The organism is Okeania sp. SIO3B5, assembly GCF_010692555.1.
Taxonomy (GTDB): domain Bacteria; phylum Cyanobacteriota; class Cyanobacteriia; order Cyanobacteriales; family Microcoleaceae; genus Okeania.
The window spans coordinates 1-25,358 of record NZ_JAAHHG010000112.1 but is presented as its reverse complement, the minus strand read 5'-3'; the positions used below and the strand labels follow the sequence as shown (position 1 = coordinate 25,358).

At 36.1% G+C, this 25,358-nt stretch carries 17 protein-coding genes and 2 pseudogenes; 8 read left to right on the top strand and 11 right to left on the bottom strand.

All coding sequences use genetic code 11. The features are described from left to right. From F6K54_RS16895 to F6K54_RS16875, 5 genes and pseudogenes are all read left to right on the top strand, one after another. Positions 1-416, top strand: a pseudogene (locus F6K54_RS16895) (hypothetical protein); the annotation flags it as partial. 45 nt (positions 417-461) lie between these two features. Next, positions 462-1,691 (top strand): transposase, encoded by a 1,230-nt coding sequence (locus F6K54_RS16890; RefSeq protein WP_293079456.1) that lies wholly within the window; start codon positions 462-464, stop codon positions 1,689-1,691. 93 nt (positions 1,692-1,784) lie between these two features. Beyond that, positions 1,785-2,273 carry a photosystem II cytochrome c-550 gene (psbV, locus tag F6K54_RS16885; RefSeq protein ID WP_293079454.1) on the top strand — a complete coding sequence of 163 codons (489 nt, stop codon included), beginning with the start codon at positions 1,785-1,787 and terminating at the stop codon, positions 2,271-2,273. A gap of 152 nt (positions 2,274-2,425) precedes the next feature. Next, on the top strand, positions 2,426-2,929 hold the full coding sequence (gene psbV2 / locus F6K54_RS16880) for a photosystem II cytochrome PsbV2 (RefSeq protein ID WP_293079453.1): 504 nt from the start codon (positions 2,426-2,428) through the stop codon (positions 2,927-2,929). A 927-nt stretch (positions 2,930-3,856) separates the two neighbouring features. Next, positions 3,857-4,564 (top strand): rhomboid family intramembrane serine protease, encoded by a 708-nt coding sequence (locus F6K54_RS16875; protein ID WP_293079451.1) that lies wholly within the window; start codon positions 3,857-3,859, stop codon positions 4,562-4,564. Positions 4,565-5,201: 637 nt separating this feature from the next. Here the strand turns inward: F6K54_RS16875 and F6K54_RS16870 are convergent. The 5 genes from F6K54_RS16870 to F6K54_RS16850 form a co-directional block, all read right to left on the bottom strand. After that, a complete protein-coding gene (locus tag F6K54_RS16870) occupies positions 5,202-7,412 on the bottom strand; it encodes a tyrosine-protein kinase domain-containing protein (RefSeq protein ID WP_293079449.1) in 2,211 nt (736 codons plus the stop codon). Between the two features lie 537 nt (positions 7,413-7,949). Continuing rightward, positions 7,950-9,464 (bottom strand): SLBB domain-containing protein, encoded by a 1,515-nt coding sequence (locus tag F6K54_RS16865; RefSeq protein WP_293079447.1) that lies wholly within the window; start codon positions 9,462-9,464, stop codon positions 7,950-7,952. A gap of 217 nt (positions 9,465-9,681) precedes the next feature. Further along, complete coding sequence (locus F6K54_RS16860; protein WP_293079445.1) at positions 9,682-10,401, bottom strand: cyanoexosortase B system-associated protein; 720 nt, start codon at positions 10,399-10,401, stop codon at positions 9,682-9,684. A 775-nt stretch (positions 10,402-11,176) separates the two neighbouring features. Continuing rightward, entirely contained in the window at positions 11,177-12,067 is an 891-nt protein-coding gene (crtB, locus tag F6K54_RS16855) for a cyanoexosortase B (RefSeq protein WP_293079443.1), read from the bottom strand. Between the two features lie 994 nt (positions 12,068-13,061). After that, positions 13,062-14,192 carry a DegT/DnrJ/EryC1/StrS aminotransferase family protein gene (locus F6K54_RS16850; protein ID WP_293079441.1) on the bottom strand — a complete coding sequence of 377 codons (1,131 nt, stop codon included), beginning with the start codon at positions 14,190-14,192 and terminating at the stop codon, positions 13,062-13,064. Between the two features lie 408 nt (positions 14,193-14,600). Between F6K54_RS16850 and F6K54_RS16845 the strand changes: the two genes are divergently transcribed. Both F6K54_RS16845 and recA read left to right on the top strand, forming a co-directional pair. Continuing rightward, positions 14,601-14,813, top strand: coding sequence for a hypothetical protein (locus tag F6K54_RS16845; RefSeq protein ID WP_293079439.1), 213 nt, complete (start codon positions 14,601-14,603; stop codon positions 14,811-14,813). Next, positions 14,814-15,896, top strand: a complete 1,083-nt coding sequence (gene recA / locus F6K54_RS16840) for a recombinase RecA (RefSeq protein WP_293079437.1) — start codon at positions 14,814-14,816, stop codon at positions 15,894-15,896. It abuts the gene before it with no gap. Positions 15,897-16,170: 274 nt separating this feature from the next. On the opposite strand, the gene F6K54_RS16835 is transcribed toward recA, so the two are convergent. Together F6K54_RS16835 and F6K54_RS16830 are read right to left on the bottom strand one after the other, a co-directional pair. Then, positions 16,171-17,628, bottom strand: a complete 1,458-nt coding sequence (locus F6K54_RS16835) for a tetratricopeptide repeat protein (RefSeq protein WP_293079435.1) — start codon at positions 17,626-17,628, stop codon at positions 16,171-16,173. After that, complete coding sequence (locus F6K54_RS16830; RefSeq protein WP_293079433.1) at positions 17,618-18,943, bottom strand: NB-ARC domain-containing protein; 1,326 nt, start codon at positions 18,941-18,943, stop codon at positions 17,618-17,620. The genes F6K54_RS16835 and F6K54_RS16830 overlap by 11 nt, the downstream gene beginning before the upstream one ends. A 172-nt stretch (positions 18,944-19,115) precedes the next feature. On the opposite strand from F6K54_RS16830, the gene F6K54_RS16825 reads away from it, so the two are divergent. Then, positions 19,116-19,772, top strand: a complete 657-nt coding sequence (locus tag F6K54_RS16825) for a glycine-rich domain-containing protein-like (protein WP_293079431.1) — start codon at positions 19,116-19,118, stop codon at positions 19,770-19,772. A 281-nt stretch (positions 19,773-20,053) separates the two neighbouring features. Here the strand turns inward: F6K54_RS16825 and F6K54_RS16820 are convergent, their stop codons facing one another. The 4 genes and pseudogenes from F6K54_RS16820 to F6K54_RS16805 form a co-directional block, all read right to left on the bottom strand. Then, positions 20,054-20,929 (bottom strand): alpha/beta fold hydrolase, encoded by an 876-nt coding sequence (locus F6K54_RS16820; RefSeq protein WP_293079429.1) that lies wholly within the window; start codon positions 20,927-20,929, stop codon positions 20,054-20,056. A 1,161-nt stretch (positions 20,930-22,090) separates the two neighbouring features. Continuing rightward, positions 22,091-22,456: a DUF1815 family protein gene (locus F6K54_RS16815; RefSeq protein WP_293079427.1), complete on the bottom strand. Its 366-nt coding sequence runs from the start codon at positions 22,454-22,456 to the stop codon at positions 22,091-22,093. Positions 22,457-23,864: 1,408 nt separating this feature from the next. Continuing rightward, complete coding sequence (locus F6K54_RS16810) at positions 23,865-24,077, bottom strand: DUF2839 domain-containing protein (protein WP_293079425.1); 213 nt, start codon at positions 24,075-24,077, stop codon at positions 23,865-23,867. 477 nt (positions 24,078-24,554) lie between these two features. After that, a pseudogene (locus tag F6K54_RS16805) lies at positions 24,555-25,358 on the bottom strand (helicase C-terminal domain-containing protein); the annotation flags it as partial.

Genomic DNA, 25,358 nt, shown 5'->3' with positions numbered 1-25,358 from the left:
GTGAAGTTAATAAGTTAGAGTTTAAGACCACCCAAGCTTTAGCTGCTATATGCAAAGGCCAAGGAGGTAGACAGAAAGCAGCGGTCAATAAATATGGATACCCCATCAGGTACAACCCACTAAAACCGATAAAAGGTTGGAATAGTGGAGACTTAGCGTTGAATACTGAAACAGGGGAAGTAGGTAGAGTTAATCCTCGCTCAAAGTCAAATAGCTTTAATTTCACAGTGCTAGGACAGAAAGCAAAAAGTGTTCATGTAAGTAAATTAAAAGTTGTACATAAAAAAGACGGTTATACCTATACATTTTGTCCACAGTTGTCCATAAATGTCGAGGAAAATGCTGATCTATTACTTAACAGTTCGATGCCGATTCAATTTGGATGCTATCTCAGCAGAAGCTTTCCCCCTAGTTGAAAAACTTGTATGATTATCTTGCAATAACCCCGGAAATTTTCCACCATGCGCACTGCCTACCAATATAAATTAAGGCCAAATAAAGGACAGTTAGCCACAATAGAAATGTGGTTAGAATTGTTGCGTCGGCAGTACAACTATCGGTTAGAGGAGCGGTTCTCATGGTGGTCAGAAAACCGTTGTCCCGTTAACGCCTGCCCCTTAGTAATGCCCATTCCCAGACTCAGGGATAATCCAGATTATTACTCTCAAAAAAAAGATTTGGTCAATACCAAAGACAAATTTCGGGAGTACAAACTAATTCATTCTCAGGTATGCCAAGATTGCATAAAAAGGGTAAAACTTGCCTTTGATAGATGGTTGAAGACAGACAAAAATGGAAATAAATTAGGAAAACCAAGGTTCAAAGGAAAAGGACGTTATCGTAGTTTTACTTATCCTCAAATCAAGCAAGACTGCATTCAAGGAAACAAGATAAACTTGCCAAAAATAGGCAATATCAAGTTAATTCAACATCGACCGTTACCATTAGCTTTTCAAATTAAAACAGTGACTATTAGTCGTAAAGCTGATGGTTATTATGTGACTTTATCCCTAGAAGAAAAATTAGTTCCAACTTTGACAACTAAAGTTGAACCTACATTAAAAAACACTCTGGGAATTGATATGGGGCTGAATAAATTCTTAGTAACAAGTGAAGGAGAATCTGTTCCCATCCCTCAATACTATCGAAAATCTGAGCAGCGATTAAAGACTTTGCAAAAACTTTTATCTCGAAAGAAAAAAGGAAGTAAAAGGTGGTTAAAAGCTATTCTAGCTGTAGCAAAACAACATAAAAAAGTAGCCGATCAACGTAAAGATTTTCATTTCAAAACAGCCAATAAATTGTTATCAAAAGCGGATGTTATCGCCCATGAAAACTTAAACATTAAAGGGCTAGCAAAGACTCGTTTGAGTAAATCAATTAACGATGCAGGATGGGGACAATTCCTGTCTATTTTAACTGTCAAAGCCGGAAATGCTGGACAGAAAACTATAGGAGTGAACCCCAAAAATACCAGCCAAGATTGCTCAAACTGTGGAGAAAAAGTCGATAAAGAATTAAACATACGAACTCATTCCTGCCCACATTGTGGTGTTGTGATTGATCGCGACTTGAATGCGGCGATAAATATCAAAAATAGGGCGGTAGGGCATTCCGTCCTTAAAGCTTGTGGAGCCCGACGGAATACCGGGGCTGCGAAACGAGAAGCCCACACTATAGCGCCAGCTTAGTGTGGGAGTATGTCACATCAAAATTCAGTAAATCTGAAGTAATAAATGTATCTTTGTTAATTGATTAACTTGCCAGTTTTAAGGAGAAGAAACTTGAAAAAATTTTTCATAGCTGTAGTTGCCATTGTATTTCTGACGTTTCAAACGTTCGTTAACATTGCCACAGCAGCCGAATTAACGGATAACGACCGGACTCTACCTCTGAATGATGAAGGTGAAAAAGTTGTACTTAAGATTGAGGAATACGCCAGAGGCAAACAGGTATTTAATAATGTTTGCTCCCAGTGTCATGTCGGAGGGATAACCAAAACTAATCCTGATATTGGCCTTGGTCCAGAAGTTTTAGCTTTGGCCTATCCGCCACGAGATAACATAGAAGGTCTCATAGACTACATGATAAATCCTACTACCTATGATGGGGAGTTTGAGATATTTGAGTTTCATCCCAGCATTAAGAGTGCCGATATTTATCCAGAAATGAGAAATCTCATAGAGGATGATTTATACGGGGTTGCTGGTTATATTCTCGTACAGCCTAAAGTTTTAGGCAAGCAGTGGGGCGGCGGTAAAATCTTCCGTTAAAACTCCTTTTTTTTTGAAATATTGACTCATGATTTTAGATTATGGGTTTTTTGATGAGAAACAAAAAATTAGTTTTTTCTTCATTAAACCTTAATCTAAAATTGATTATTTATTATTCTAGATTTGTACTTAATTAAAGTAAGAAAAATAGTATGTTGAATAAATCATTACTGATTCGTTTTCTACTAGCTATATTAATTGTTATTCAAGTAATAATTTTTGATACTCAATCAGCTGAAGCTGCTGTAGATTCTTATGTAGAAAGATTTTTAGAAGCTAAACAACCAGTAGAAATTAAACTGAATGAACAAGGAGAAACAAAGAAATTTTCTGCTGAAGATTTATCTACAGGCAAACAGATTTTTGCCAAAAATTGCCTTAACTGTCATGTAGGAGGAGCAAATTTAGTCAACCCTCCAATATCTCTATCTCTCAAAAACTTAGAAGGAGCAACACCACCACGAGATAATATTAATAATTTAGTTGCTTTCTTCAGAGACCCTATGATATATGACGGTAGTGACTATACCTATTTTTGTCGTCAAGTTACAGAAAACTGGATGTCCCAAGTTGAAGTAGAACAGATGGGTGCTTTTATTTTGAGGGCTGCACAAAAAGCTCCTGCTTGGGGAGCAATAGGGGTTGAACAAAATTGAAATGGTTCTAGAAAACTTCAGACTATATAGACATCTCTAGAAAAGAGGGATTCATTAATTGATAATTGATAATTGATAATTGATAATTGATAACTACCTCTGGTTAAAACCGTTCTTGATTGAATATAAGGAGATATTATTTCTTTTTTTTCCCCTTAAAAGGGGAGGCTTTAAACCAGAATTATTTAATAATTAATAATTAATAATTAATAATTCGGTAAGGAGTAGGAAGTAGGTAGTAGGGGTAAAAAATTGATAATTTCCTGAGGATAATTGATTTTATTTTTTATTATTGGAGATGTCTAATACCAAATTGGTAAATGTTTGCTACAAATATCTAGGGTATTTATTAGGAGTCAGGAGTCGTATGGGAATGTATTTAAGACCATTTTTTAGGCCATAAATTATATTTTTTGTCAAAGAGACATCTCCTGTAAAGTTTTTTTATCGCTCTTACTATTCGTAAAATTATTTTTTCAAATTGGTATAATATCCTTAAACTGACAAATTAAAAAACACCCTCCTTAAATAACTATCGCCCTTTGTCCTGGTTTCGTTACAACTTATAGCCTATTCAACAATTGATACTTGAGAAGTTCCGGAAAGAGTGGTGTATGGATTGTAGTTCAAAATAACTGTAAATACTTTTAACTTTTATCTCAAAAGTTTCAAGAAAATTAAAATATATTAGAAGTAGGAAAGAAGAAAACAGTAATATATAGATACGACTATTATTAGTTAATATCAAATCCGGGGGAATTGGACATAAAAAAATATGCGATCGTCATAACTACTAAATCAAAATAATTCTCTCTCCTTCTGTACATCACCCTACCGACAGCTCCCCTACCTGATGAATCCTAAATTAACCAATCTATAACTGTTTCCGGATTTGATATAACAAGTTGCAAAACAGGAAAGATAACTGTGGTTCCACTAAACGACGAAAATCCTACTAGCAAAACAGCTTTTGTAGTATACGGCTTAATTGTAACTAATGTCCTATTATTTTTGTACGAGATTAGTTTGTCAGATATTCAACTTAGGCAGTTCTTTTATTCTTGGGCTGTAGTTCCTTGTCAACTCAGCAATACTTGTTCAGTTCCACTACCAATTTCCCCACTTCCTGAATGGCTAACTCTATTCAGTTCCCAGTTTCTACATGGAGGATGGTTGCATTTGGGTGGAAATATGCTATTCCTCTGGATTTTTGGCAATAATGTAGAAGACTGTTTAGGTCATGTGAAATTTTTAATTTTTTATCTAGCTTGTGGTGTACTAGCATCTTTATCCCAGTGGTTTTTCTCACCCGGTTCAGCTATTCCCACCTTGGGTGCAAGTGGAGCGATCGCTGGTGTCATGGGAGCATATATTCTCAGATTTCCCAAAGCTAAGGTTCTCACATTATTACCCCTGGGATTTTTTATTACCACTGTTCGTATTCCAGCATTCTTTTTCCTAGGTTTTTGGTTTTTGCAGCAAGCATTTTATAGTTTTGCTAGCCTCAATACACCAGCCAATATTGGCATGGAAGAAGGTGGTATAGCTTATTGGGCTCATGCTGGAGGCTTTGTCTTTGGAGCTATTCTAGCTCCTCTTTTAGGATTATTTTCCTCACCAGACATAAATACTTAGGGTTTGTGGAAAAAGTCTTATGGGTGAGGGTAGGAGTCAGGAGACAGGAGACAGGAGACAGGAGACAGGAGGAATCAGGAATGAGCGAGGAGGCAGGAGGAAGAATTATCCCAATAGTGATTCTGCCTCGCGTCAACCCAAAATCCTAACTTTTTGAGCTTTAAGGAGCAAAAACCTTGTACTTTTTCAAGACCTAAAACGGCTAAAACCTTTATCTGTCAATGCTTTAAAATTTAATCAGCAAACCCTACTTAGGGTTTGTGGAAAAAGTCTTTTTAGGGAGTAGGGGAGTAGGGGAGTAGGGGAGTAGGGGAGTAGGGGAGTAGGGGAGTAGGGGAGTAGGGGAGTAGGGGAGTAGGGGAGTAGGAAAGTAATTTTTTTTTGCCCAACGATGCGCCTAAAATGGTAAATTTTTGAGCATGAACAGCTGAAAACCAAGGTATTTCAGACCCAAAAAGGCACTTACCTTTATCTTTAAAGACGTTTAGGTTTAATCAGCAAGCCCTACTTATATCATGTCCGGATAATCAATGATAAAAAAACTTTATCCCTTTTAACCTTTTCTTCCCTTCTGCCTTCTGCCTTATGCCTTCTGCCTTATGCCTTCTGCCTTATGCCTTCTGCCTTCTGCCTTAATTCATCGATCACTAACCTGTGTCAATGTTCCCACTCCAGTGTTCAAACTAGATGTTCTCTGTGAGTCAGCCAGCTGTGGTTCGGGTATATCCAAATCATCAAATTGTTCCAATGGAATATCTATAGGAATATCAGCCGCATTAACTACAACCCCCAAAAGCTTAGGAATATATTTACCAGATTCGTCTTCATCATCACCTGTTAACTGTTCTATGACCTCTGCTAGTACACCTGATATAGTGAAATGTGGCCTAGCCACAATAATCATGCCATCAGTGTAAGGTTCTAACATAAAAGCATCATTGTTTTTACTGATGCAAGGAGAGTCCAAGATGACAAAATCAAAACGATGTCGCGAATCAGAAAGTAACCTTTTCATCTCACTTGATTCAATAATACCTCCTGCTTGTTTCACAGGGCCAGGACTAGGGATGACATACAAATTTTCTACCTCTGGCACTTGTTGAATACAATCATTAATGTCACTGTAATAACGAAGGGGTTCAATAGTTCTCTGTGGATCGGGAACAATTTTAAGAGATTGAACTTTAGAAGGAGATCTTAAGTCTGCCTCAATCAAAAGTGTCCGCCGACCTGCTCGTGCAGCAGCGATCGCTAAATTATAAGCACAAAATGTTTTACCCTCTCCTTTTGCTCCACTACTCAACAGCAAAACTTTCAGAGGTTTAGTTCCTTGACGTTGTAAATTTGTCCGTAACTTTTCATAAGATTCAAGATAAGGAGAATTATGCTCAACTAATAAGGGCATTTCCTCTATATCCATAGCTTCTATGTTGTCAAAATACATCACATCTGGCAATAAACCCAACAATGGTACATCTTTTTCCTTTAATGCTGTTTGAATTTCTTCCCAAGAATAGAACTTGCCAGAAAGCATTCCCAACACAAAAATTAAGCCTCCACCAACAACTATACCTGCTAGTCCACCTACTGCCAACATCAAAGGCATACTTTTTTCTCCTCCTGCTTCACCCTTCTTGGCAACACCAGCTTTCTGAGCAATAGCTAGACTACTAATTATCTCTGCCTCCGCTGCTTCAGCATCTTCTAACTTTACTCGCATCATATCCAAACGAGACTTTTTAATGGCAACTTCTTCTTGCAACTGAGTTAATTCTAATTGCTTATCAGGAATAGTGGCATACTCAGCTAGCAAGTCCTGCTCAACTTGAATTGTTGTTTGTAGTTGTTTTTGTAGTTGCTCCTGCTGAGTTGTCAGAGCTATTAAAGCTTCTGCTAACTGTTGTCTTGTGGGGTCTAAAGAAGCATCTACTCGAATTTGCTCTACCTTTCTTAATGGTGCTGCTATGCCATTACCCCCTAAAACTTCTGTAGCACGTTGCTGTAATTGTTGCTCTGCAACTTGTTTTTGCCTACGCAACTCAACTACAGCGGGATATTCTTCTGTAAAATCTAATAATAACTTATCTAGCTCATTTTCTACTTGATACAACTGCACTCGTAGTTGAGCTATAATTGGGTCTGCTGCGAGTGCCCGTGCTACATAAGCTTGATCTGCTGTCAACCCTAACTGTTCTTCTAAACTCTTAATTTGAGCTTCTACCCCATCTAATTGAAGTTTAATCTGAGTTTGTTGTTGGCGACTACCTGCGATCGCAGCAGGTAAACTTGCGGCCCTTGATGTAATTAGTAAAGCTTCCTCTTCCCTCTCAAATTTCTGTTGCTCTTGTTGAGCTTTTCTCAATTCTTCAATTGCGGCTGGTAAACGTTTGTTGACTTCATCAATAATTGCCCTTTGAGATGTAGTATTAATTTTTCGGCTTTGCTGCACTATTTGTTCCATCAAGGCATTTACTACTTCTATAGCTTTTTCTTCATCTGTGTCTTCATAAGATAAAAAGAATAGATTTGCTTTGAAAGCCAATTTTGCACTTTTGAGCTTTCTTGGATCTACCAATACTTCTTCCGCTACTGCCTGTCGGACTTCATTATTTAGTAACATTTCTGGAGTAACTGCTTGAGCGTTTTGTTGGATTTGAGCACCAGTCTCAGAAAATAGTAAAATAGGGCTAACTTTCCTTAACGTACCTAGAATTGTACTTTTTGCTTCTGGAGTTGGCTGCAAAGCAACTATTCCTGAAACACCTACTGCTACAGTGAAAGTTGCTACTCCTACCCACTTATATAGCCCCAAAGCGATTAAATAACGTTTAATAATTGGTATAGCCATAATCTAGTATTTTTTAATATATATTTAGAAATTAAATTTTAAGTCTTGGCTCTGTTGAATATTTTATTCGATATTAGCTAATTTATTTAGCTCTGCCTAATTAGGGTTTGCTTATGGAAGTCTTTTGGTAATGGTAGGAGTCAGGAGTCAACCCACCCCTAATATCATGTCCGGTTGAATAGTTAGACTTTGGCGGAAGGAAGGCAGGAGGCAGGAGGCAGGAGGCAGAAGGTTTTCTCAAGAGTGTCACCTTAATTTTATACACGCTCCGATGCTACCGGACATGATATAACCCCTCCCAGGAGGGGGAGATAGGAGACAGGAGAAATGGAAATTATAGAGGAAGTAGTCGTAAAAATTGTCCCAAGATTGTTCTGCCATAATCATCCCAAAATACTAGCTTTATGCAGCTCTTTAGACCAAAAAGCTTGCAATTTTTTCGACCAAAAAAGGCACTTACCAATATCAGTCAATGCTTTTATATTTAATCAGCAAGCCCTAATTAATTATTAATTATTAATTATTAATTATTAATTATTAATTATTATTCCTGTTGTTGTTCCGATTATTACCTCCACCTCCACCAAAGAACACATTAGAAGTATCTTGCTGCAAAGACCGAAAAAACAGTACAAATTCCAGGCCACTCCTGATCGGCAGCGTATACTGTTCAAGTAGATTGTTAATATTATCAATCCATGTTCTATCAATAACAACTATATCCTCATTCTGAAGTAAAATATTTTGAGAAGCATCGCCAAATATTGCATCTTTACCATTGAGTTCCCGTCTAATTATTTTTCTTGTTTCTCGATCAAATCGAATCAAATTAATTGCTTCCAAATCTGCTGACTCTAATGCTATACCATTAAGAATATCTATTAATCTACTACCGTTCGGAAGAGTAGTCGTAGCAAGGGTATCGTTAGGACTACTAAAAATGCGAATAGTAATCTGTGGCGCACTCAAAGTCGATTTCCCAACTAGATCGCGGTCATAACCAAAATCCGAGCCTGGTTGTAATCTAGGTACAATTACAGCATCCCCATCCTTAAGAAGGATATTAGGCAATTCGGTAGAATTTTGCAAAGGAGTATATAAGTCTATTGTTTCTTCAACTACACTACCATCACTTAATTTCCGACGTACTAAAATGTTTCGTAGATCGGCAGTTAGAGATGCTCCACCAGAAGCGAGTAAAGCAGAAGATACTTGATTTGCCTGATAATAACCAGGTCTTTCTACTTCCCCATTCACAGTCACAATACCAGCAGGTAATGCACCTGCTTGGCTATAATTAGTTAGTAATTCCCGATCGCTATCTTGGGCAACAATAGAAGTCTGATAAGGTACAATCACTACATCTCCATCTTCTAAACGCAGATCGGGAGGAGAGCCACCCATTTGTAATGGGGTTAAAATATTAACTACTTGACTCACTACAGAGCCATCAGCTAAAGTCCGACGCACTTCTACATTTCGTAGATCTGCGGTAAAAGTGGTACCACCTGCTGCACTTAAAGCATCTGATATTTGATAATTTCCTCCTACTGGATAATACCCTGGTCTAGTAATTTCTCCGGCGATCGTGACTCGGACTGGACGTTGAACAACTAAGGATATGGAGACTTCTGGATTAATAATAAATTTATTTAATTCAGAGGTAATCTTTTCTATTGCTTCTAATATTGTCAAATCTTGCAACAGCACTGTTCCTACTAAAGGCATTTGAATGGTACCTTCCGGACCAATACTTGTAGCTATATTTAGGTCTGGAAATCTCTGAACTTGAATCGAAATTTGGTCTCCAGGTCCCAGTAAGTAACGTCTCAACCGTAATTCTGGGTCCGAGTCAAAATTCGGGTTTAAGGGGGGAGAACCTATGGATGGCGCTTTAAGTTGTGAAATATTTTGCTGAGAGTTATTTGATGATGGGATTTGTCCATAAGCTCTTTTGGGAAAAATTAGAGTTGCGAAGGAAATAGTTACAGAAGTAGAGTAGAAACTGGCCAATAATAAAGGAGTTAACTTTTGATAACAGCAGTTAATCATAGGGTTTTAGGTAGCTTAATCTGATTGAGTTTGACTGACTTGGCGAGGGAATTTTTGCCTACATTATTACTAGGCATCTCTGGAAAAGAGGGAGTAGGGAGTAGGGGGAAATAATTGATGATTTATAAACGATAATTGATTTTATTTTTGATTATCACCAGATGTCTAATCAATACTTTAAAGTTTTGACTTTTGAATTTTGAATTTTGACTTCCACCTATTTGAATGCTTCTTTTGCTAATGATGCTTGAATTTTTTGCCCAATAGATTTGAGTTGTGGCAGATAGGGGTCAATATCTCCCAAAGGTTCAATTGGAAATAAAATATTTACTGCTACCCAAGGTACGCGATTCCGAGATACCATAGCTAGTCTATCAGTCCAAAACCAATCACCAGGTTCTGGGCTACCGCCTCCAGGCCAGGCATACCATTGCATAACTGCATAAGTTTGTTTATTTGTCCAGCCTCTTAAGAATCTAGCTTCTACATCTGATATATTTTGTTTTCTTGAGTCTGTAATGCTATCTTCATCAGGCATCTCTGAGGTGAAGCTAACTCGATTGTATGAATCAGTCTTCCAACGATGAAACCCATTGATATCCATCCATTCTACTTGAGGCTTGTCTTTTGGTCCATTTTGAGTTAATACTAACAAAATGACAGATTTATTTTCATTGTTAATTTCTTGAAACAACCACTTACGATCAGCAATTGTTATTTCTCTATGAGATGTTGTTGTCCAATCAGGAATAGTTAATCCATTTTTTCTTACTTGTTTTAGGATTTTGAGATTAGTAATTTTGGCAGTATTTTCCCATGACCATTTTCCTGACACATAACCAGGTACAGTTCCTACTATTAAAACGATTAAAAGAAATACCAACAATACTATTTGGGGGAATTTATACTTTTGCAGATTTTTTAAACTATAAACCATATTGAAGAAGGTAAGAAGCTAAGAAGGAAGAAGCAAAAAGTGGATGGGAATAGTCTTCCACAGTTATAAGTCAAAATTCAAAATTTAAAAGCTAAAAGCCAGATTTTATCAGCTCAAAACTTTGATGCTACATTAATTTCAGGCAATTGTTTAACATTTAAACTCACATTCCGCACTTCCATTTGTAATATCATGTCCGGTTGAATACTTACACTTTGGAGGAAGTAAGGCAGCTATGCTGGAGGCAGGAGGCATAAGGAAAGAAAAGATTAGAAGGGAAAAGGTTTTTTTATCACTGATTATCCGGACATGATATAACACTAAAATTAGTATAAAATTTGTAGCTTGCTTAGGTATTTATACTATATAAGTTATCTTCAATTTACCTTGATTGAGAGTCAAATTCTCAGTGAAATGTTAAGCATAAATACTTAGGGTTTGCTGAAAAAGTCTTATGGGTGAGGGTAGGAGTCAGGAGTCAGGAGTCAGGAGTCAGGAGTCAGAAGTTAGGAGCAGGAGAAAGAATTATCTCTTGATTTTTCTGCGATAGTCAACCTAAAATCCTAACTTTTTGAGATCCCTAGAACGAGAACCTTGTACTTTTTCAAGACCCAAAAAGGCACTTACCAATATCAGTCAATGCTTTTAGATTTAATCAGCAACCCCTACTTACTGAATCGTTGACTCCTATTAACCACTATAATTTTCTTCTTAACTTTTGACTTTTAACTTTTAACTTTTGACTTATAAAAGTTCTACCTTATCAATAATTTTCTTAATCAGTCTGATTGGCTGCTTCAACTGATGTTGTAAAATAACTGTCTATCCAATTCATCATCAAAACTAATAAGCCCAACATACAAGCAGAATACATATCTCCACCCCATCCCTCATGCAACCAATGAAAAGCTTCATCTTGGGCTGTACCATGAAAAATTGTTAGTATAGTGTTTCTGATAATATTTGCAGTGACGCTAACCACTGTTGCGCTAGAAAGTAAAAAAATTGTTTTAGTACGACTAGCTATGGCACCAGTCCAGTAAAGTAACATTAGTGAAACATAGAGACTGGTAAACAACATTTTTAAACCTGCACAATGAGGAGCAACTTCAACAATTCTTGCCCCTACATATAGATATATTTGTTCTACAGTAACATCCATATTTAATTGTTTTAAAATAAAGCCAGCTACTGCAGCAATAAATTTTTGTAGAGGCAAGGCATAAGGTTCTATTAGATAAGGAATATTGTTAGGACTAGCAAGCAAAACAAAAATTAGTGGCATAACCATTAATTTTAATCCAGGAATTCCTTTAAACCATAGACAAATTCCTGCTAGTATTAATGGAAAAGATAAGTTGATTAAGCCTGGGATACCACTTACATACCAAGCTCCTGCCATTCCTAATAATACTGCTCCCAAGGGATGAGAAATATTTGGTAATTGTTGCCATTTATGGCGATTATTCCAAACAATATAGCCAGCAAAAGGTAGACCTATTATTCCATGACTAAAGTATTCATGTTCTATACTTATACTTTTATTTAGCCAGCCATCATACCAATAGATGATGAGAGGAACATACATCAGAAATATTAAGGCGGCGATCGCTATTGTGAGTAAGTTTTGTTCAATAGCAATGGGAAATTTTTGACGAGTTTGCATATTTTTTAGTTTGATTGATATTGATTCTAAAGATTGAAGTTTTAGAGAATATCTGAAAAGTTTTTTGATACTGAATTTTGCCCCCCTACTGCCCAACTTTGGCTATCCCTTATAAGAAACTCCTCAGACACGGAGACACGGAGACGCTGAGACGCGGAGAGCAGGGGAGAAGGGGAGCAGGAGAGAAGGGAGAAATAGTCATATCATCCAAGTAAAACTACTTAATTTATCAAAATCAATGTACTTTTAAATACATTTTATCTCTAGAAAAAGACTTTTAAAGTATTGAACATAATTTGTCTATTTTGTCAATTTTTATGTTAATAAAGCATAGCAACTTTGGGGGAAACAAGAGTCAATTTGCTTCTAAAATTCCCCCTTAATCCCCTTCCCGTCCCCCTTGGAAAGGGTGGGAAGCCAGAGGATGCTGCACTTTTTGTTGAATGGGGGATTTAGGGGGCTTGGATGTAGCAAATTACTGAAAATTTTTGAAATTTAACTTCCCTGGCGGGAAGTCCCGCGCTCTCCCGTTTTGCGCTTCGCATAACTGCGTTAACGGCTGTCGCCGACATGTTTGCGGAGCATTCCGTCAGGAAAAGGCGGAGCAAGTGCGGTAGCTATTAGGGGAGCGGAGGGATGGGAAAGCCAGGGCCAATAGTCGGATACCTCCACAAATAAAACCTTCCTATACCCTTGACAAGCTAGGAGGTATGCATGTTATTCTCAAGGTCAACACAGGGGGAGGACATCACCTCTGTTAAAACAGCGGTCATTTTTTTTATGACTGAAGAATCCCGCGTTGTCGCGCTATGCGCAACGTCGGGAGTATGTCAATTTTGGGATAATTAATATTTGGAGATAGCCAAAAAAATGATGCTTCTCCTCTTATTTTTTATTATGCTTTTTACTCTATTTTATAGCTAAAATTAATTGTTTTGAGCTGATATTTTTCTGAGAAAACCCTGAATTTTAAGATAGATAGAATTAACAGTTATTAATTCACAATATTACTAATTGTCTCAACAACTTGATTAATTTGTTCTTCATTAATTACAGGACACATGGGTAGGGATAAAATCTGTTGACTGAGAATTTCACTATTGGGAAAGTCTCCTTGTTTGTAGCCTAAATTTTGATAGGCTGGTTGGAGATGACAGGGTATAGGATAATGAATACCAACAGAAATACCTTCGGCTGTTAATTTTTCTTTTAGGGTATCTCGGTTAAAGGGAGATTCGTCCGTGACTCGAATCACATATAAGTGATAAATATGCCCACTCCCGCTCAAATTCTGTACGGGAATAATGCCTTTTTCTTTCATTGGAGTGAGGAGGCGGTCGTATTTTTGAGCTGCTTGGTTGCGATCGCTATTCCAACTCTCTAAATAAGGAAGCTTGACATTTAGTACTGCGGCTTGTATCGTATCCAGTCTACTATTAGTACCTACTTCTTCATGGACATATTTACGCGGTGCGCCATAATTACGGAGACTCCGCACTTTATTTGCTACCTCAGAATTGTTGGTAATAACTATTCCCCCATTGCCAAAGCAGCCTAAATTTTTACTTGGATAAAAGCTAAATGCAGCTGCTGTTCCTATACTTCCAGCACGGTATCCCTCTCTTTGTGCCAAATGAGCTTGAGCTGCATCTTCAAATATGATTAAATTGTTAGCTTGAGCAAAATCTTGTAATTCACTAGGAGCTACCATTTGACCATAAAGATGTACTGGTAATATTACCTTGGTCTTGGAAGTGACGGCCTTTTGAGCTGCTTCTAAGTCAATTAAGGCATCGTCAAGGTTACAGTCAACTAGAATGGGTATAGCACCAGCATGAAGTACCCCAATTAATGTTGCGATAAATGTATTAGCAGGCAGAATTACTTCATCACCTGCACCAATACCACAAGCTTGAAGTCCTAGTGTAATAGCATCAGTGCCACAAGCAACTCCAATAGCATTTTTCACTCCACAAGCTTCTGCAAATGAATACTCAAATTTTTCTACTGCCTGACCAAGTATAAAGTCTCCTCTGTCTAATACTGCCTGGATAGCATTTTCTAGCTCTGTTTTTAGTGGTTGATGTTGGAGCTTGAGGTCAACGAAAGGAATATTTTTTGCCATTATCTTAATAGTTATGTCGATCTAACTGAAATATTGATTTACATTGTCTTAAGTATTTAATGTAATATTTTACACACTAAATTTGAACATATTCTTAAGTATAAGATAACACAAATAACTGCTGAGGATGAGCAAGGCAGTCAATAATCCTCTAAAAAATGTTTTTATTATTGCTACAAATAGTTCTTGTTCCTATAAATTAAAAACTAAGAATAGAAGCATCTGAATAATATTTATATGTATTATTTAATAATAGAAATTTAAAAATGCTACTATTTATTATGCGGTACGCAAAACTACATAAGTTAGGGAAGAAGATGAGAGCTAGGCAGTTTTAACCCCTAGATAGAGTATAACCTTGGCCGTGTCCCTCGGCAGTGGTTAATGCCTGTGGATGAGTAACTGCCGATGATCTTAGTAGAAGCAGGAAGTAAACAGCCTCCTAGGTCGGAGCTACGCTATCAATTCATCACTTTTTGTGAAGTTTTGTATCAGTTTTATGAAGCAGTAGTCGGTCTAGCAGTTAGCTGTCTCCAAGTGTCTTCAAAATCTCAGGCTATAGCTAGTGGTTTAGCCTCAGAAAATGTCAATGTCTTAGTGTTAAGTTGGGAAAAAAAATAAATGGCTTCAGCTACAGATAACAAAGAAAAACAAAGAGCTTTAGATTCAGTCCTGAAAACTATAGAAAAAAGTTTTGGTAAAGGGTCAATTGTCCGTTTGGGAGATTCTACCCGGATGAAGGTAGAAACAATCCCTAGTGGGGCACTGACCTTAGACTTAGCATTGGGAAGTGGTTTACCCAAGGGTAGAATTATTGAAATATATGGTCCAGAAAGTTCGGGGAAAACTACCCTTGCTTTACACGCGATCGCCGAAATTCAGAAAACAGGAGGTATTGCAGCTTTTGTAGATGCGGAACACGCTCTTGACCCCACTTATGCTGCTGCATTAGGGGTAGATATCGAAAATTTACTGGTCTCCCAACCTGATACTGGGGAGATGGGTTTGGAAGTAGTGGATCACCTGGTTCGATCTGTAGCTGTTGATATTGTGGTTGTTGACTCGGTAGCAGCATTAGTTCCTAGAGCTGAAATTGAGGGCGACATGGGAGATTCTCACATGGGTCTCCAAGCTCGTTTAATGAGTCAAGCGTTACGGAAAATTACAGGTAATATTGGTAAGTCTGGTTGTACAGTTGTCTTCCTCAACCAACTGCGACAAAAAATAGGTGTTGTTTATGGTAATCCAGAAACTACTACAGGTGGTAATGCTCTTAAGTTTTATTCTTCGGTAAGACTTGATATTCGTCGTACACAAACTCTGAAAAAATCTTCGGAGGAATATGGTATTCATGTTAAGGTCAAGGTTGCTAAAAATAAGGTGGCTCCTCCATTCCGTATTGCTGAATTTGATATTATTTTTGGTAAAGGAATTTCTAGTTTCGGTTGTATTATTGACTTAGCTGAAGAGACGGATGTAATTAAGCGTAAAGGTGCTTGGTATAGCTACGAAGGAAGTAATTTTGCTCAAGGTAGAGAAAAAGCGATCGCTTATATGGAAGAAAATCCTGACTTTGCCAAAAAAGTTGAAGATAGAGTTCGGGAAAAATTAAATCACGGTGCTTTGGTTTCTGCTAATTCTGTGGCACGGGTTGATGAAATAGAAGAGGATGAAGATGAGGATGAAATTCTAGAGGAAGAGTAAATTTTACCTTTACTTGAGTGTTTCATAGTTGCGTTAACTGAAAATCTAAAAATTACGCAACTATGATTCTGACTTATTCTCAAGCCAGCTTTCTATTTGACTTGAACTATTTTCAATTTAATCTGTAAATCTCTTTTTATACCTATTTTCCAGCTTGCTTGCCACCCCATGAGAGAGTATTTGTAAAGCAAAGATGAAGACACCTAGAGTGCTTAATATTTGTGGGTTACGGTGGACAGTTAAGATTTTGGTGACTCACCATAAGTATTGCTGCCTAACCCACTCTGGGCCTGGATTTAATATTTCTTTTAGAAACAGTCTCTGAGCTATATGCCAATTTCGCTATATTTACCTCAAAATAGCGTTTTGCTCTATTAAATAATCCTTGAACTAATCCTAGTATGCCAATTAAACCTAATTTTCTGATTAATTTTATCCATTCAATAATAGAAGCTGATCTTTGATAATAAATCCAGATTAGATGAATAGCAGCATCAGAAACGGTATTTGCAGATGAGCGTTTTTTTCCTCGATCAAGTAACTGCCAAAAAGTTATGGTTGCTTTATCCCATTCTTTTTTATATTTATAAAGTCGTGCCCGATTTGATAAAACATTGTTTAGTTTATCTTCAGGATAATCCAGTTGATTATAGGAATTTTCTGCTAAGTCTAAATATTTATTAGCATCTTCAAAATCAGGATTATCTCCTTTACTATAGGCTGCTGCTGCAACTAAAAAAATATTACCTTCTATTTCAGGAAATGATAATTGAATAGCATATTTTGATTCTTTTTTTTCAAACTCTGAGTTTTTAGCTTGTTTTAAATGTGCAATTGCTGATTCTAATGTTTGACGAGACCTAGTGTAATTTCCCTGGAGATATTCTAACCAACCAATGCCATATATTGTTAATGCTAGAAAGTATAAATTTTCTGTTTCTTGACAAAAACTTTTTGCTTCTGAGAAAGTTTTTTCAGCTTTATTAATTTCATTAATTCTCAAATAAGCAATTCCTAAACTATAAAGAATTCGCCCTAAATCAAAGTGATAGTTAATTTTCTTCAAAATCAAAAATGATTTTTGATAACAATTAATTGACTTTTGAGGCCGACTATCTCGGTCATATAAACTGCCTAAATTAAGCAGTGTATTTGCTTGTTGATAACTATTATTTTCTGCTTCAAAAAATGCTAATGCTTGGTTTAAATGCCATTCTGCTTGTTGATATTGTTCGCTTCGTTGTAGTGTGATTCCAGCTCCTAAATGATTCAAAGCCAGAAAATTTTTATTGTCTGTTTCTTTGCTGGCTTCAATTCCTTTTTGATGATAATCTAAGGATTCTTTTAATTCTCCAGTTTCTTCTAAATAACGTCCTAAACCGAAGTATAACCAAGCTCCATCATTTCCTACGAAGTTTTGAATTTCTGCTTTAATCCAGTTCCCTAAATCTCGCCAATCTTGAGTTACTTCGCAGTAATTAAGTAATGCTTTACAGTAATTGCGTCTTTTATTCAAATTAGCATCACTATTCATATTAATGTCATTATTAATCTTATTAAAGACTTCGCGAAAGTCCTCAATAATATCAGTCACATTTTCTACTTCATTATTGTCTCCTTCAAAAAGTTGCTGATTGAAGTTTTGAGCTTTTCCTAGCCAATGTTGATATAAATCTGATTCGCAAATTCTCCATAAGTCCTGATATTTATTATTTTGAGAATTATTTTTCATATTTTTTTCTCAAAGTTTCTCCAAAGTAACGAGCAGTAAATGAGTGAAGACTTGCCAGTTTTCTTCCTTCTTTTCCAGGAACAATATCAACTAATGACAGATTAACTAACTTCTCAATAGCCTTATCAATATCTGATTTCTTTAACTCTGCTAAATCATACAAAATATGAATTGGAGTAGGTTCTAATAAATGATTAAATGATAAGCAAACAAGTAACTTTTGAGTATTAAATTCATTTTCTCGTTCTAATTCGTTCCAGCTATCTTCAAATAAATAGTCATATAACTCCTGTTCTTCAGAAACAGAGCCTAAGCGTTCAATAATCCGATCAAACTCCAAAAAACCTGCCTGACTTACTGTAAGCTTCATTGCTAAAGGCATTCCATCAGTTATCCTAATAATCTCTTGTAATTGCTGTTCTGTTAAATTTTTAATTGGATTTTGACTAGGTATATAATATTTTTCTTCAGCAACAACTTCAATAAATTCTTTGGATATTTCTGGATTTAGTTTTCTAATTGGATATCTGAAAATATCAGCATCAGGTTGCTTTCGACTGGTTAAAATTAGGCAACTTTTTCCCAAAATACTCTGAAGTTGATTAGCAAGAATAGTCGGACTTTCTGTATCTTCTAAACCATCAATAACAATTAAATGACGATTTTTATTGAGAATATTATAAATTTCTGTTTTTAAGCGGTCTGACTGTTGTAAATTACAATTACGGATTTTTAATTCTTCACCAATAGCAGTAAGAGCATCTTCAAAAGTAAGCTTTGACTCTCGCTGAGATTGAGATTTACCTAAAAAATCAGTTTGGTACTGATAAATTTTGCCACGCACCCAAACAATTTTTGTAAAGACTTTTGCTTGATAAGCTTGATAAGCAAGTTGGTGACAAAGGGCAGTTTTTCCAAGTCCACCTATACCCACAATACTGAGAACTTTAATTTTTTCTTCGGACTCTAGCGATTTAAGAATTTCGTCCAGTTCGTCAGTCCTACCTACGAACTGGCCATAGCGTTTTTCTTTTTGCCATGTGGCTAAGTCAATGTCCCCACCTGAATCGCTGTCCACACAATCCACCTCACTCTCATCAACAATATCTTCCCAATTATCTATTCCCACAGCCTTACAGATACCAATAAAGGCATCACGTTGAATAGCTTCTCCACGCCGAAAACGCTTTAGTGTAGCTAGTGTAGTTTGTGCTGCACTATACCAAGCTAGTGCATCTGTTCTCCAGCCTTTTTTCCGTCTGGCAATGTCAACTTTTTTCAACCCCTTTTGTGATGCTCTAAGAGTAGGAGCCATTTTTTATCATTCTTACAATCTATATTTAGTTCACTTTTAGCTCAGTTTGAGTATTTTTACCAAAATAAAGTGATCTGAAAATGGGGCAATCAGATGTATTTTATTCGAGCATCATAGGAAATGAAGCGTAGTTGGCCAACAAGCTTCTGGAAATTTACAGAATTTTGACGTTATGATCACCAGAAAACCTGCTTTATCTACTGAACATCTGATTTTCTTACAAAAGCTCAGACAGCTTGATTTGGCTGCAATTAACTATAAACTCATAGACAAAGCAGGGCAAACGTATTTTGTCAATAAACTCAGATTAATTCTTAATAAACTAGGCTTTATTGCACTTGTTGACAATATACTTTATACATATAGTGTTTTTTTGACTTTAAAAACACTATATATAGGAATCAGAAAATTAGATGTGTTTGCCCTAATGCACCCAGAAGAAGGTAAGGTCTGGACAAAAAAAACTCAGACACTGCTACGTTATATGGTGTTTTTGTTTCTCCTTAACCTTTACCCTAACCAGAATCTTGTACCTACAGTTCAGATAGATCGGGTATGGCATCATCATACCCTCGGCACTCAAAAATATACCCAAGAATGTGAGGAGCTTTTTGGTCGTTTCATCTATCACTTCCCTTGTGCTGAATTAGGAAATGATGCAATGAATTCGCAAGCTAGTTTTTCCGAGACTCAACAGTTGTTTAAACAGTATTTTGGAGTAGAACTTTTAGCAGAAAGGACTCAAAATCGATCTACTCAATGCAAACCTTTTAACAAGTCAAAAACACGTCCCAGAGTTGATCTGAAAATTACCTTAACTTTGCAATAACTTTAGTACCGACTTAGGATAATTAGTAAAACAGGAAACTTCTAAAACTTCTTGTTTTTCCTTAAATATCTCAATCATTTAGTCGGTTTTGAGTTATTTCAACTTTATCTGCTATATCAATCAGGACTTACGCACAGACCATACATATAGCTTTAAAAACTATAACGTTATAGTTTTTGAACTCTATATATTTTTAGTACCTTGGCGTAAGTCCTGTCAATAATGGGCGAAGGTGGAAGAATAGGCAAATTCCATATAATGTAACTCAAGAAATTTGATTATTATTTCCTGAAAAAATCAAGTAACTCTCTATTAACTGTATGAGGTACTTCCTGCTGAATCCAGTGGCCACATTCAGGGATAACTTTTAACCAAAAAGGAGCTGCAATTAGTTTATCCAAACCTTCTGTAAGTTTTTGACTTAAAAAAGAATCTTCTTTTCCCCACAAAATTAAAGTAGGTGCTGTTATTAATGATGGTTTAGGATAAAAGTTTTTTAGCCAGTTTTGAGGTAAAAGAAATTGACGATAGTGATTAATTGCTGCTACAAGCGCCCCTGGTTTTTCCAGAGCTGCTTGATAAATTTGAGTAATTTCGGTAGTAAAGACACTTTTGCGAATAGCTTGTCCTTGAAAAACCCCCTTAATAAATTCTCTTAAATTTTGTTGAATCAACCATTCTGGAATACCAGGAACTTGAAAAGCTAGTATATACCAACTTCTTCGTAGTTGATCTATATTTCCTGTTATTTCTTGAATAAGTTTTTGTGGATGGGCAGCGTTCAAAATTGCCAAACGGTTAAGACATTGAGGAAACTTTTGGGCTAGATGCCAGGCGATCGCTCCTCCCCAATCATGGCCTACAATATGGGCTTTAACATAACCCAAACGTTCAATTAGCCCTCGAATATCAGCAGCTAGGGTATCTAAGTCATAGCCGTTATCTGGTTTCTCGGAATCGTTGTACCCTCGTAAGTCTGGTACTACAACTTTATAATGACGGGCCAATGCAGGGATTTGATAGCGCCAAGAATACCAAAACTCGGGGAACCCATGAAGAAGTATGACTAACTCTCCCTCACCTTGAGTAACATAATGTAGACGTACATTGTTGGTGTCTACGAAAAAATGTTGCCATTGAGACTCTAGAAGACTCATAGTTTGCAATCAACTCTCCTCTATAAATACTGCCAGACTTGTCTTTTTTAGTAGTAGCTTTTGTCTGGCTAATGTTATATTTTTCACTTAATGTATTTCTAGATTAACATTTATTTTAGCTGTACCAAAATATAAGCTAAGTAGCTTTTCCTATCTTAATTACAGGTATTGTAAGTTGCTAATTGTATATACATTCAGAAATTTTTTCCTAATCTACTTAGACTGTGCGGAATTTAAAAGGGAGTTATATGGAAAACTAAATTTGTTTTGATAACATTTTCTCCCATTAATTCTTATATTATAGCAGTCGAAGGAAAGGTGAAAACAGATAAAAAGCTTAAAAATCAGACAAAGCAATCTTTTTCCTTTTTCCTTCTTTACCGAAAAGCGACGTTGAAAGCATAGGTGTTTTAACCGGGGGATGAAAACAAGCGAGTCGTTTAGACTAGACAACTTTAGTTGTCCTGTGCTATTATCTGGATATAGAAATGTTTAGACAAAAGTAAGCACCACTTCACCGAAAAATTGGGTCTGAAGTCTCACTCTTTTATTGTGACTTTGTTCTGCAATGTGTTATCTTAAAGGTAAGATCTAAAAGCTTGATTTTTAGGCGATCGCTGGGGGCACGCTTTCTCTGGAGGATCTGTGTTAATTGAGGCATTAAACCGATACTCAGTAAAGCATCAGACTAGCATTAATCACAGCACCCGATATTAGTCAAAGCTCTGGGCCAGCAAAACGTTAACCTACCGATAAGCAATTGCTTGGTATAGGTCCTCCTCAGATAATGTAAGGCAGATTAAAGTCTGCGTCAAAAAGGTTTAACGCAGGAAATTATCAAAATCATAAAGATCTAAAACCCCGCCTTTTAAAGCGTAATATTTTTGGAGCCTTGCTCAAATCCCCGTTACAAAAATAACTTCTGACTTCTGACTTCTAACTTCTGACTTCGTTAATGGCACTCGCCCGTTAAATCAGAGATTATAACGGGTTATTCTTGATTTGCTGACGCAACCCTACGCGAACAAGAACTCTCAACAAGATAACAAATCAAACAAGTTGAGCTGTATTCCTTCAATTAATGGGCTGGTTGAAATTCATCTCACTGCCTAAATTAAAAATTATAGCGCAAGTCCTCTTTCAACATTATTCTCTAATAGACTAGAGAACCTGATTCAAACTTAAGTCTTCCTGTGGAAGTTGACCAGAGTTTTGACAAGGCTGAATCTGATTTTTCAGCAAATTAGCTAGCTCTTGTAACTGGCTAATTGCTTCAGCTCCTTCTAATTTCATTAGTTCGCGATCGTCTCGCATCTCTGTCCATGTAATACCATAATCTGATACTAGGAAGCGAATCAGGTGATTTTCTCCCAAGCTGACCATAAATGAGGCACTATTCATTTTACCTCCGCAGGTATAACAAGACGCTAAATACCCTCTATTCTCCAGCACAATTGCCAGAGCTTGCAAGTTCATTACTAGGTCTTGTACAAATTGACGATGTTGTTCTGCAAGTCTCAGAAACACTTTTATCCTCCTATCACCACACTCCTATAATTTTAAACTTTAGTTAAATTTTATGAAAATCTGGTGTTTAACTTTTGAACATAGATACTTAAGTATATCTCTAGCATATTTTTAGCACATCTCTAGAGTAGCCTTGAATACCAAATGCTTGATTAGGTTACTAATAGGATTTCTGAGCAAGGTATTAACAGCAAAATAACTTATGTCCTATGTCTTTATTTTGAAAGACTCAAGCACTAAATTTAGGTAGCAAAATTAGCGAAATGAACCAAACCAGAAAATTATACAAATAATTAATCATGGTTATAAGTTAAATAGTGCCAAAATGAGTTAAAGTACCTGTCAGCAAGAGTTTTGAGAGAATACAATTAAATCTAAACTTTTCTAGGGTGCATCTCAATGCGTGAATAAAGCCAAAAATTTATCGCTTTTAGGGAACAGGGAACACCGGAGCTGGGAACAGGGAATATATAGGAAAAAAGTATTTTTGCTTGCTATGAGATGCACCCCTTTTCTAGAAGTGAGTTGTTGATTTTTTATAGATATTTTAGATGGGAAATTATTTATAGATAAAAATAAATAAAATGTATTCGCTTATTGATTTTATTGATTGTGAGTATTTCATTTTCCTAGAGTCAATTGAAATTATATATAGTAGAGCTTTTAGACTGTCAGATTATCTTGAATATTGACTTAAAGAAATGTTTTTTGACACCTATAAATTTATCAATTTATCAATTTATCAAAAATTAGATTGTCACCAAAATTATTCATAATTTAAAAAATTTTATAACAGATTTTATTAGTATTTTTAAAATGTAAAAAGCTTGATACAAGCTCTAATTTACTTAGCCTTGATGCTAAATTAAGACTAATTAGGGCTTGCTGAAAAAGTCTTTTTGTCAGGGGAGGAGCCAGAATTTCCGTTTGTCATGCTCCGCAAACAGAATCGGTGAATTTCCTACGGAATGCTCCGCAAACAGGAGTAACGAGAATTATAGAAGAGGTAGCCAGAAAAATCTTCCCTTGGTTTTCTTCTCCTAATCTTGCTGAAAATCTTAGATTTTTGAACCATTACCACCTAAAAGCTAGCATTTTATTAGTATCTAAAAAGCCTAAAATATTTATCTGTAAAGAGTTTGAGATTTAACCAGCAAACCCTAATTAATGTTATTAATAAACATTCTGTGAAATCTTTGAATCTGAAAATACTCTTATTAATGCTTGCTAATTAAAAATTAACTATGAGTTATTAAATTTCTCTAGTGCAGGATGGCAGAAATAACTAACCAGTTACAAAATCCTAAAAGCTTTACCAATCAAAAATGATTGATTTTTGACTTTCGACTTTTGACTTCCGCGTAGCAGCACCAGTTGTTATTTTAACTTTATAGAGATAGAGAAATAATTATTCAATTTGCCACCATCCAAAAGCTGGGCCAATGAATCTAACTGTTAACCAGGCAACAATGAGCAACCCAATACCAATCCATGCACCAGCTGAAGTTAATTGCATAAATTTCTGGCTTTGACTTTTAGTAATTGGCAGCCAAGAAATAAACCTTGCTTCTTGACCGTATTGTTCTCCTAATGATTCTTTACGACGCTTTGCTTCACCCATAATTTTTTCAATAGTTATTTAAGTAATTTTAATTTAGATCATAACAGTGAGCCTCGACAAGAATAAATTTTTTCTGTTAAGTCTATTTAAGAAAGGAGAAAAAAAGTTAACTTTAAGAATTATTTCTTAACTGAACTTTAAGATTTTTGACAGTAAAAATAGCTTCAAACCCAATAGGGTTCAATAATTTAGAATTTAGAATTTAGAATTTAGAATTACCTCTTCTTTTCAAGGAGAGGATTGACGAACAGGAAAATTTTTATTTATTATCCCCTTAAAAGGGGAGGCTTTAAACCACAATATTTTGGTAAGGGAAATACTTTAACTGGCTAAAAATGGCTCAAACCTAGATATATCAACGAACAGGCTAAATTAAACTTAATTCATTACTGTGTCAAGCTAAGGATTTTATACTATTTTTTTATGTTACAAATTGAAGTGCGTAATGTGGGTTCTAACTTCTGACTTCTGACTTCGTCAAGTTAACCATGTAGTATCTAAGTAATCAATCTTGGCAAAAGGACTAAGAGCTGCTAAAACTTGCTTGCCATAAGTACGACGAATTACACGACTATCCAGTAAAGCAACAACACCTTGAGATTCTCTAATAGAGGCAATAGCACGTTGTAACTCCTGTAGTGCTTTTGGTAAAAGGTATAATCTAAACCAATCTAAACCCCGTTGCTTATAAAAATTTACTCGTCCAGATACTAAGGGGTTTTCCACAGATGGAAGAGGTAAAGTAGCAATTATCAATAATTTAGGTGCTTTTAATTCTCTTTGATGCTTTTGCCAAAACTCCCAACCAGTAATCAAAATGCCTTGTAATCCAGGAGAAGTTGTTTCTACTTGAACTCGGGAACCAAATTCAGAGGCCAAGATAGCACCCACTTGAGCTTTAAGTGGTACATCTCCGATGACGATCGCGATTAATCCATCAACAGCACTAGAACTGATATACAATAAAGTCCTAATTTCTTGAATTAATGCTGCCTGAAATTTAGGTGTATTTGGCATGGGCAAACCATTGGGCAGATATAGTTGAATCATCTCATGGCGGCGATCAGGAGAAAATTTAACGCTTGTCAAGTCCCCTAACCCCATTATCTTTCTATAATTAGAAGCTTGGGCCTCTAATTATAGAAAGATAATGGGGTTAGGGGACTTCTATAATTAGAAGCTTGGGCCTCTAAATCTAATGCTCCTCCAATAATTACTACAGGTTGTTGAGTCCAAATATTCTTGAGAGCTTCAGATAAATCACAAGGAGTGCAATATAAA

What these genes read in the sequence shown, in the direction of transcription:
- F6K54_RS16890 (WP_293079456.1), top strand. Translation starts at nt 462, where the DNA reads ATGCGCACTGCCTACCAATATAAATTAAGGCCAAATAAAGGACAGTTA.
- psbV2 (WP_293079453.1), top strand. Translation starts at nt 2,426, where the DNA reads ATGTTGAATAAATCATTACTGATTCGTTTTCTACTAGCTATATTAATT.
- F6K54_RS16870 (WP_293079449.1), bottom strand. Translation starts at nt 7,412, where the DNA reads ATGGCTATACCAATTATTAAACGTTATTTAATCGCTTTGGGGCTATAT.
- F6K54_RS16865 (WP_293079447.1), bottom strand. Translation starts at nt 9,464, where the DNA reads ATGATTAACTGCTGTTATCAAAAGTTAACTCCTTTATTATTGGCCAGT.
- F6K54_RS16860 (WP_293079445.1), bottom strand. Translation starts at nt 10,401, where the DNA reads ATGGTTTATAGTTTAAAAAATCTGCAAAAGTATAAATTCCCCCAAATA.
- crtB (WP_293079443.1), bottom strand. Translation starts at nt 12,067, where the DNA reads ATGCAAACTCGTCAAAAATTTCCCATTGCTATTGAACAAAACTTACTC.
- F6K54_RS16850 (WP_293079441.1), bottom strand. Translation starts at nt 14,192, where the DNA reads ATGGCAAAAAATATTCCTTTCGTTGACCTCAAGCTCCAACATCAACCA.
- F6K54_RS16845 (WP_293079439.1), top strand. Translation starts at nt 14,601, where the DNA reads ATGATCTTAGTAGAAGCAGGAAGTAAACAGCCTCCTAGGTCGGAGCTA.
- recA (WP_293079437.1), top strand. Translation starts at nt 14,814, where the DNA reads ATGGCTTCAGCTACAGATAACAAAGAAAAACAAAGAGCTTTAGATTCA.
- F6K54_RS16835 (WP_293079435.1), bottom strand. Translation starts at nt 17,628, where the DNA reads ATGAAAAATAATTCTCAAAATAATAAATATCAGGACTTATGGAGAATT.
- F6K54_RS16830 (WP_293079433.1), bottom strand. Translation starts at nt 18,943, where the DNA reads ATGGCTCCTACTCTTAGAGCATCACAAAAGGGGTTGAAAAAAGTTGAC.
- F6K54_RS16825 (WP_293079431.1), top strand. Translation starts at nt 19,116, where the DNA reads ATGATCACCAGAAAACCTGCTTTATCTACTGAACATCTGATTTTCTTA.
- F6K54_RS16820 (WP_293079429.1), bottom strand. Translation starts at nt 20,929, where the DNA reads ATGAGTCTTCTAGAGTCTCAATGGCAACATTTTTTCGTAGACACCAAC.
- F6K54_RS16810 (WP_293079425.1), bottom strand. Translation starts at nt 24,077, where the DNA reads ATGGGTGAAGCAAAGCGTCGTAAAGAATCATTAGGAGAACAATACGGT.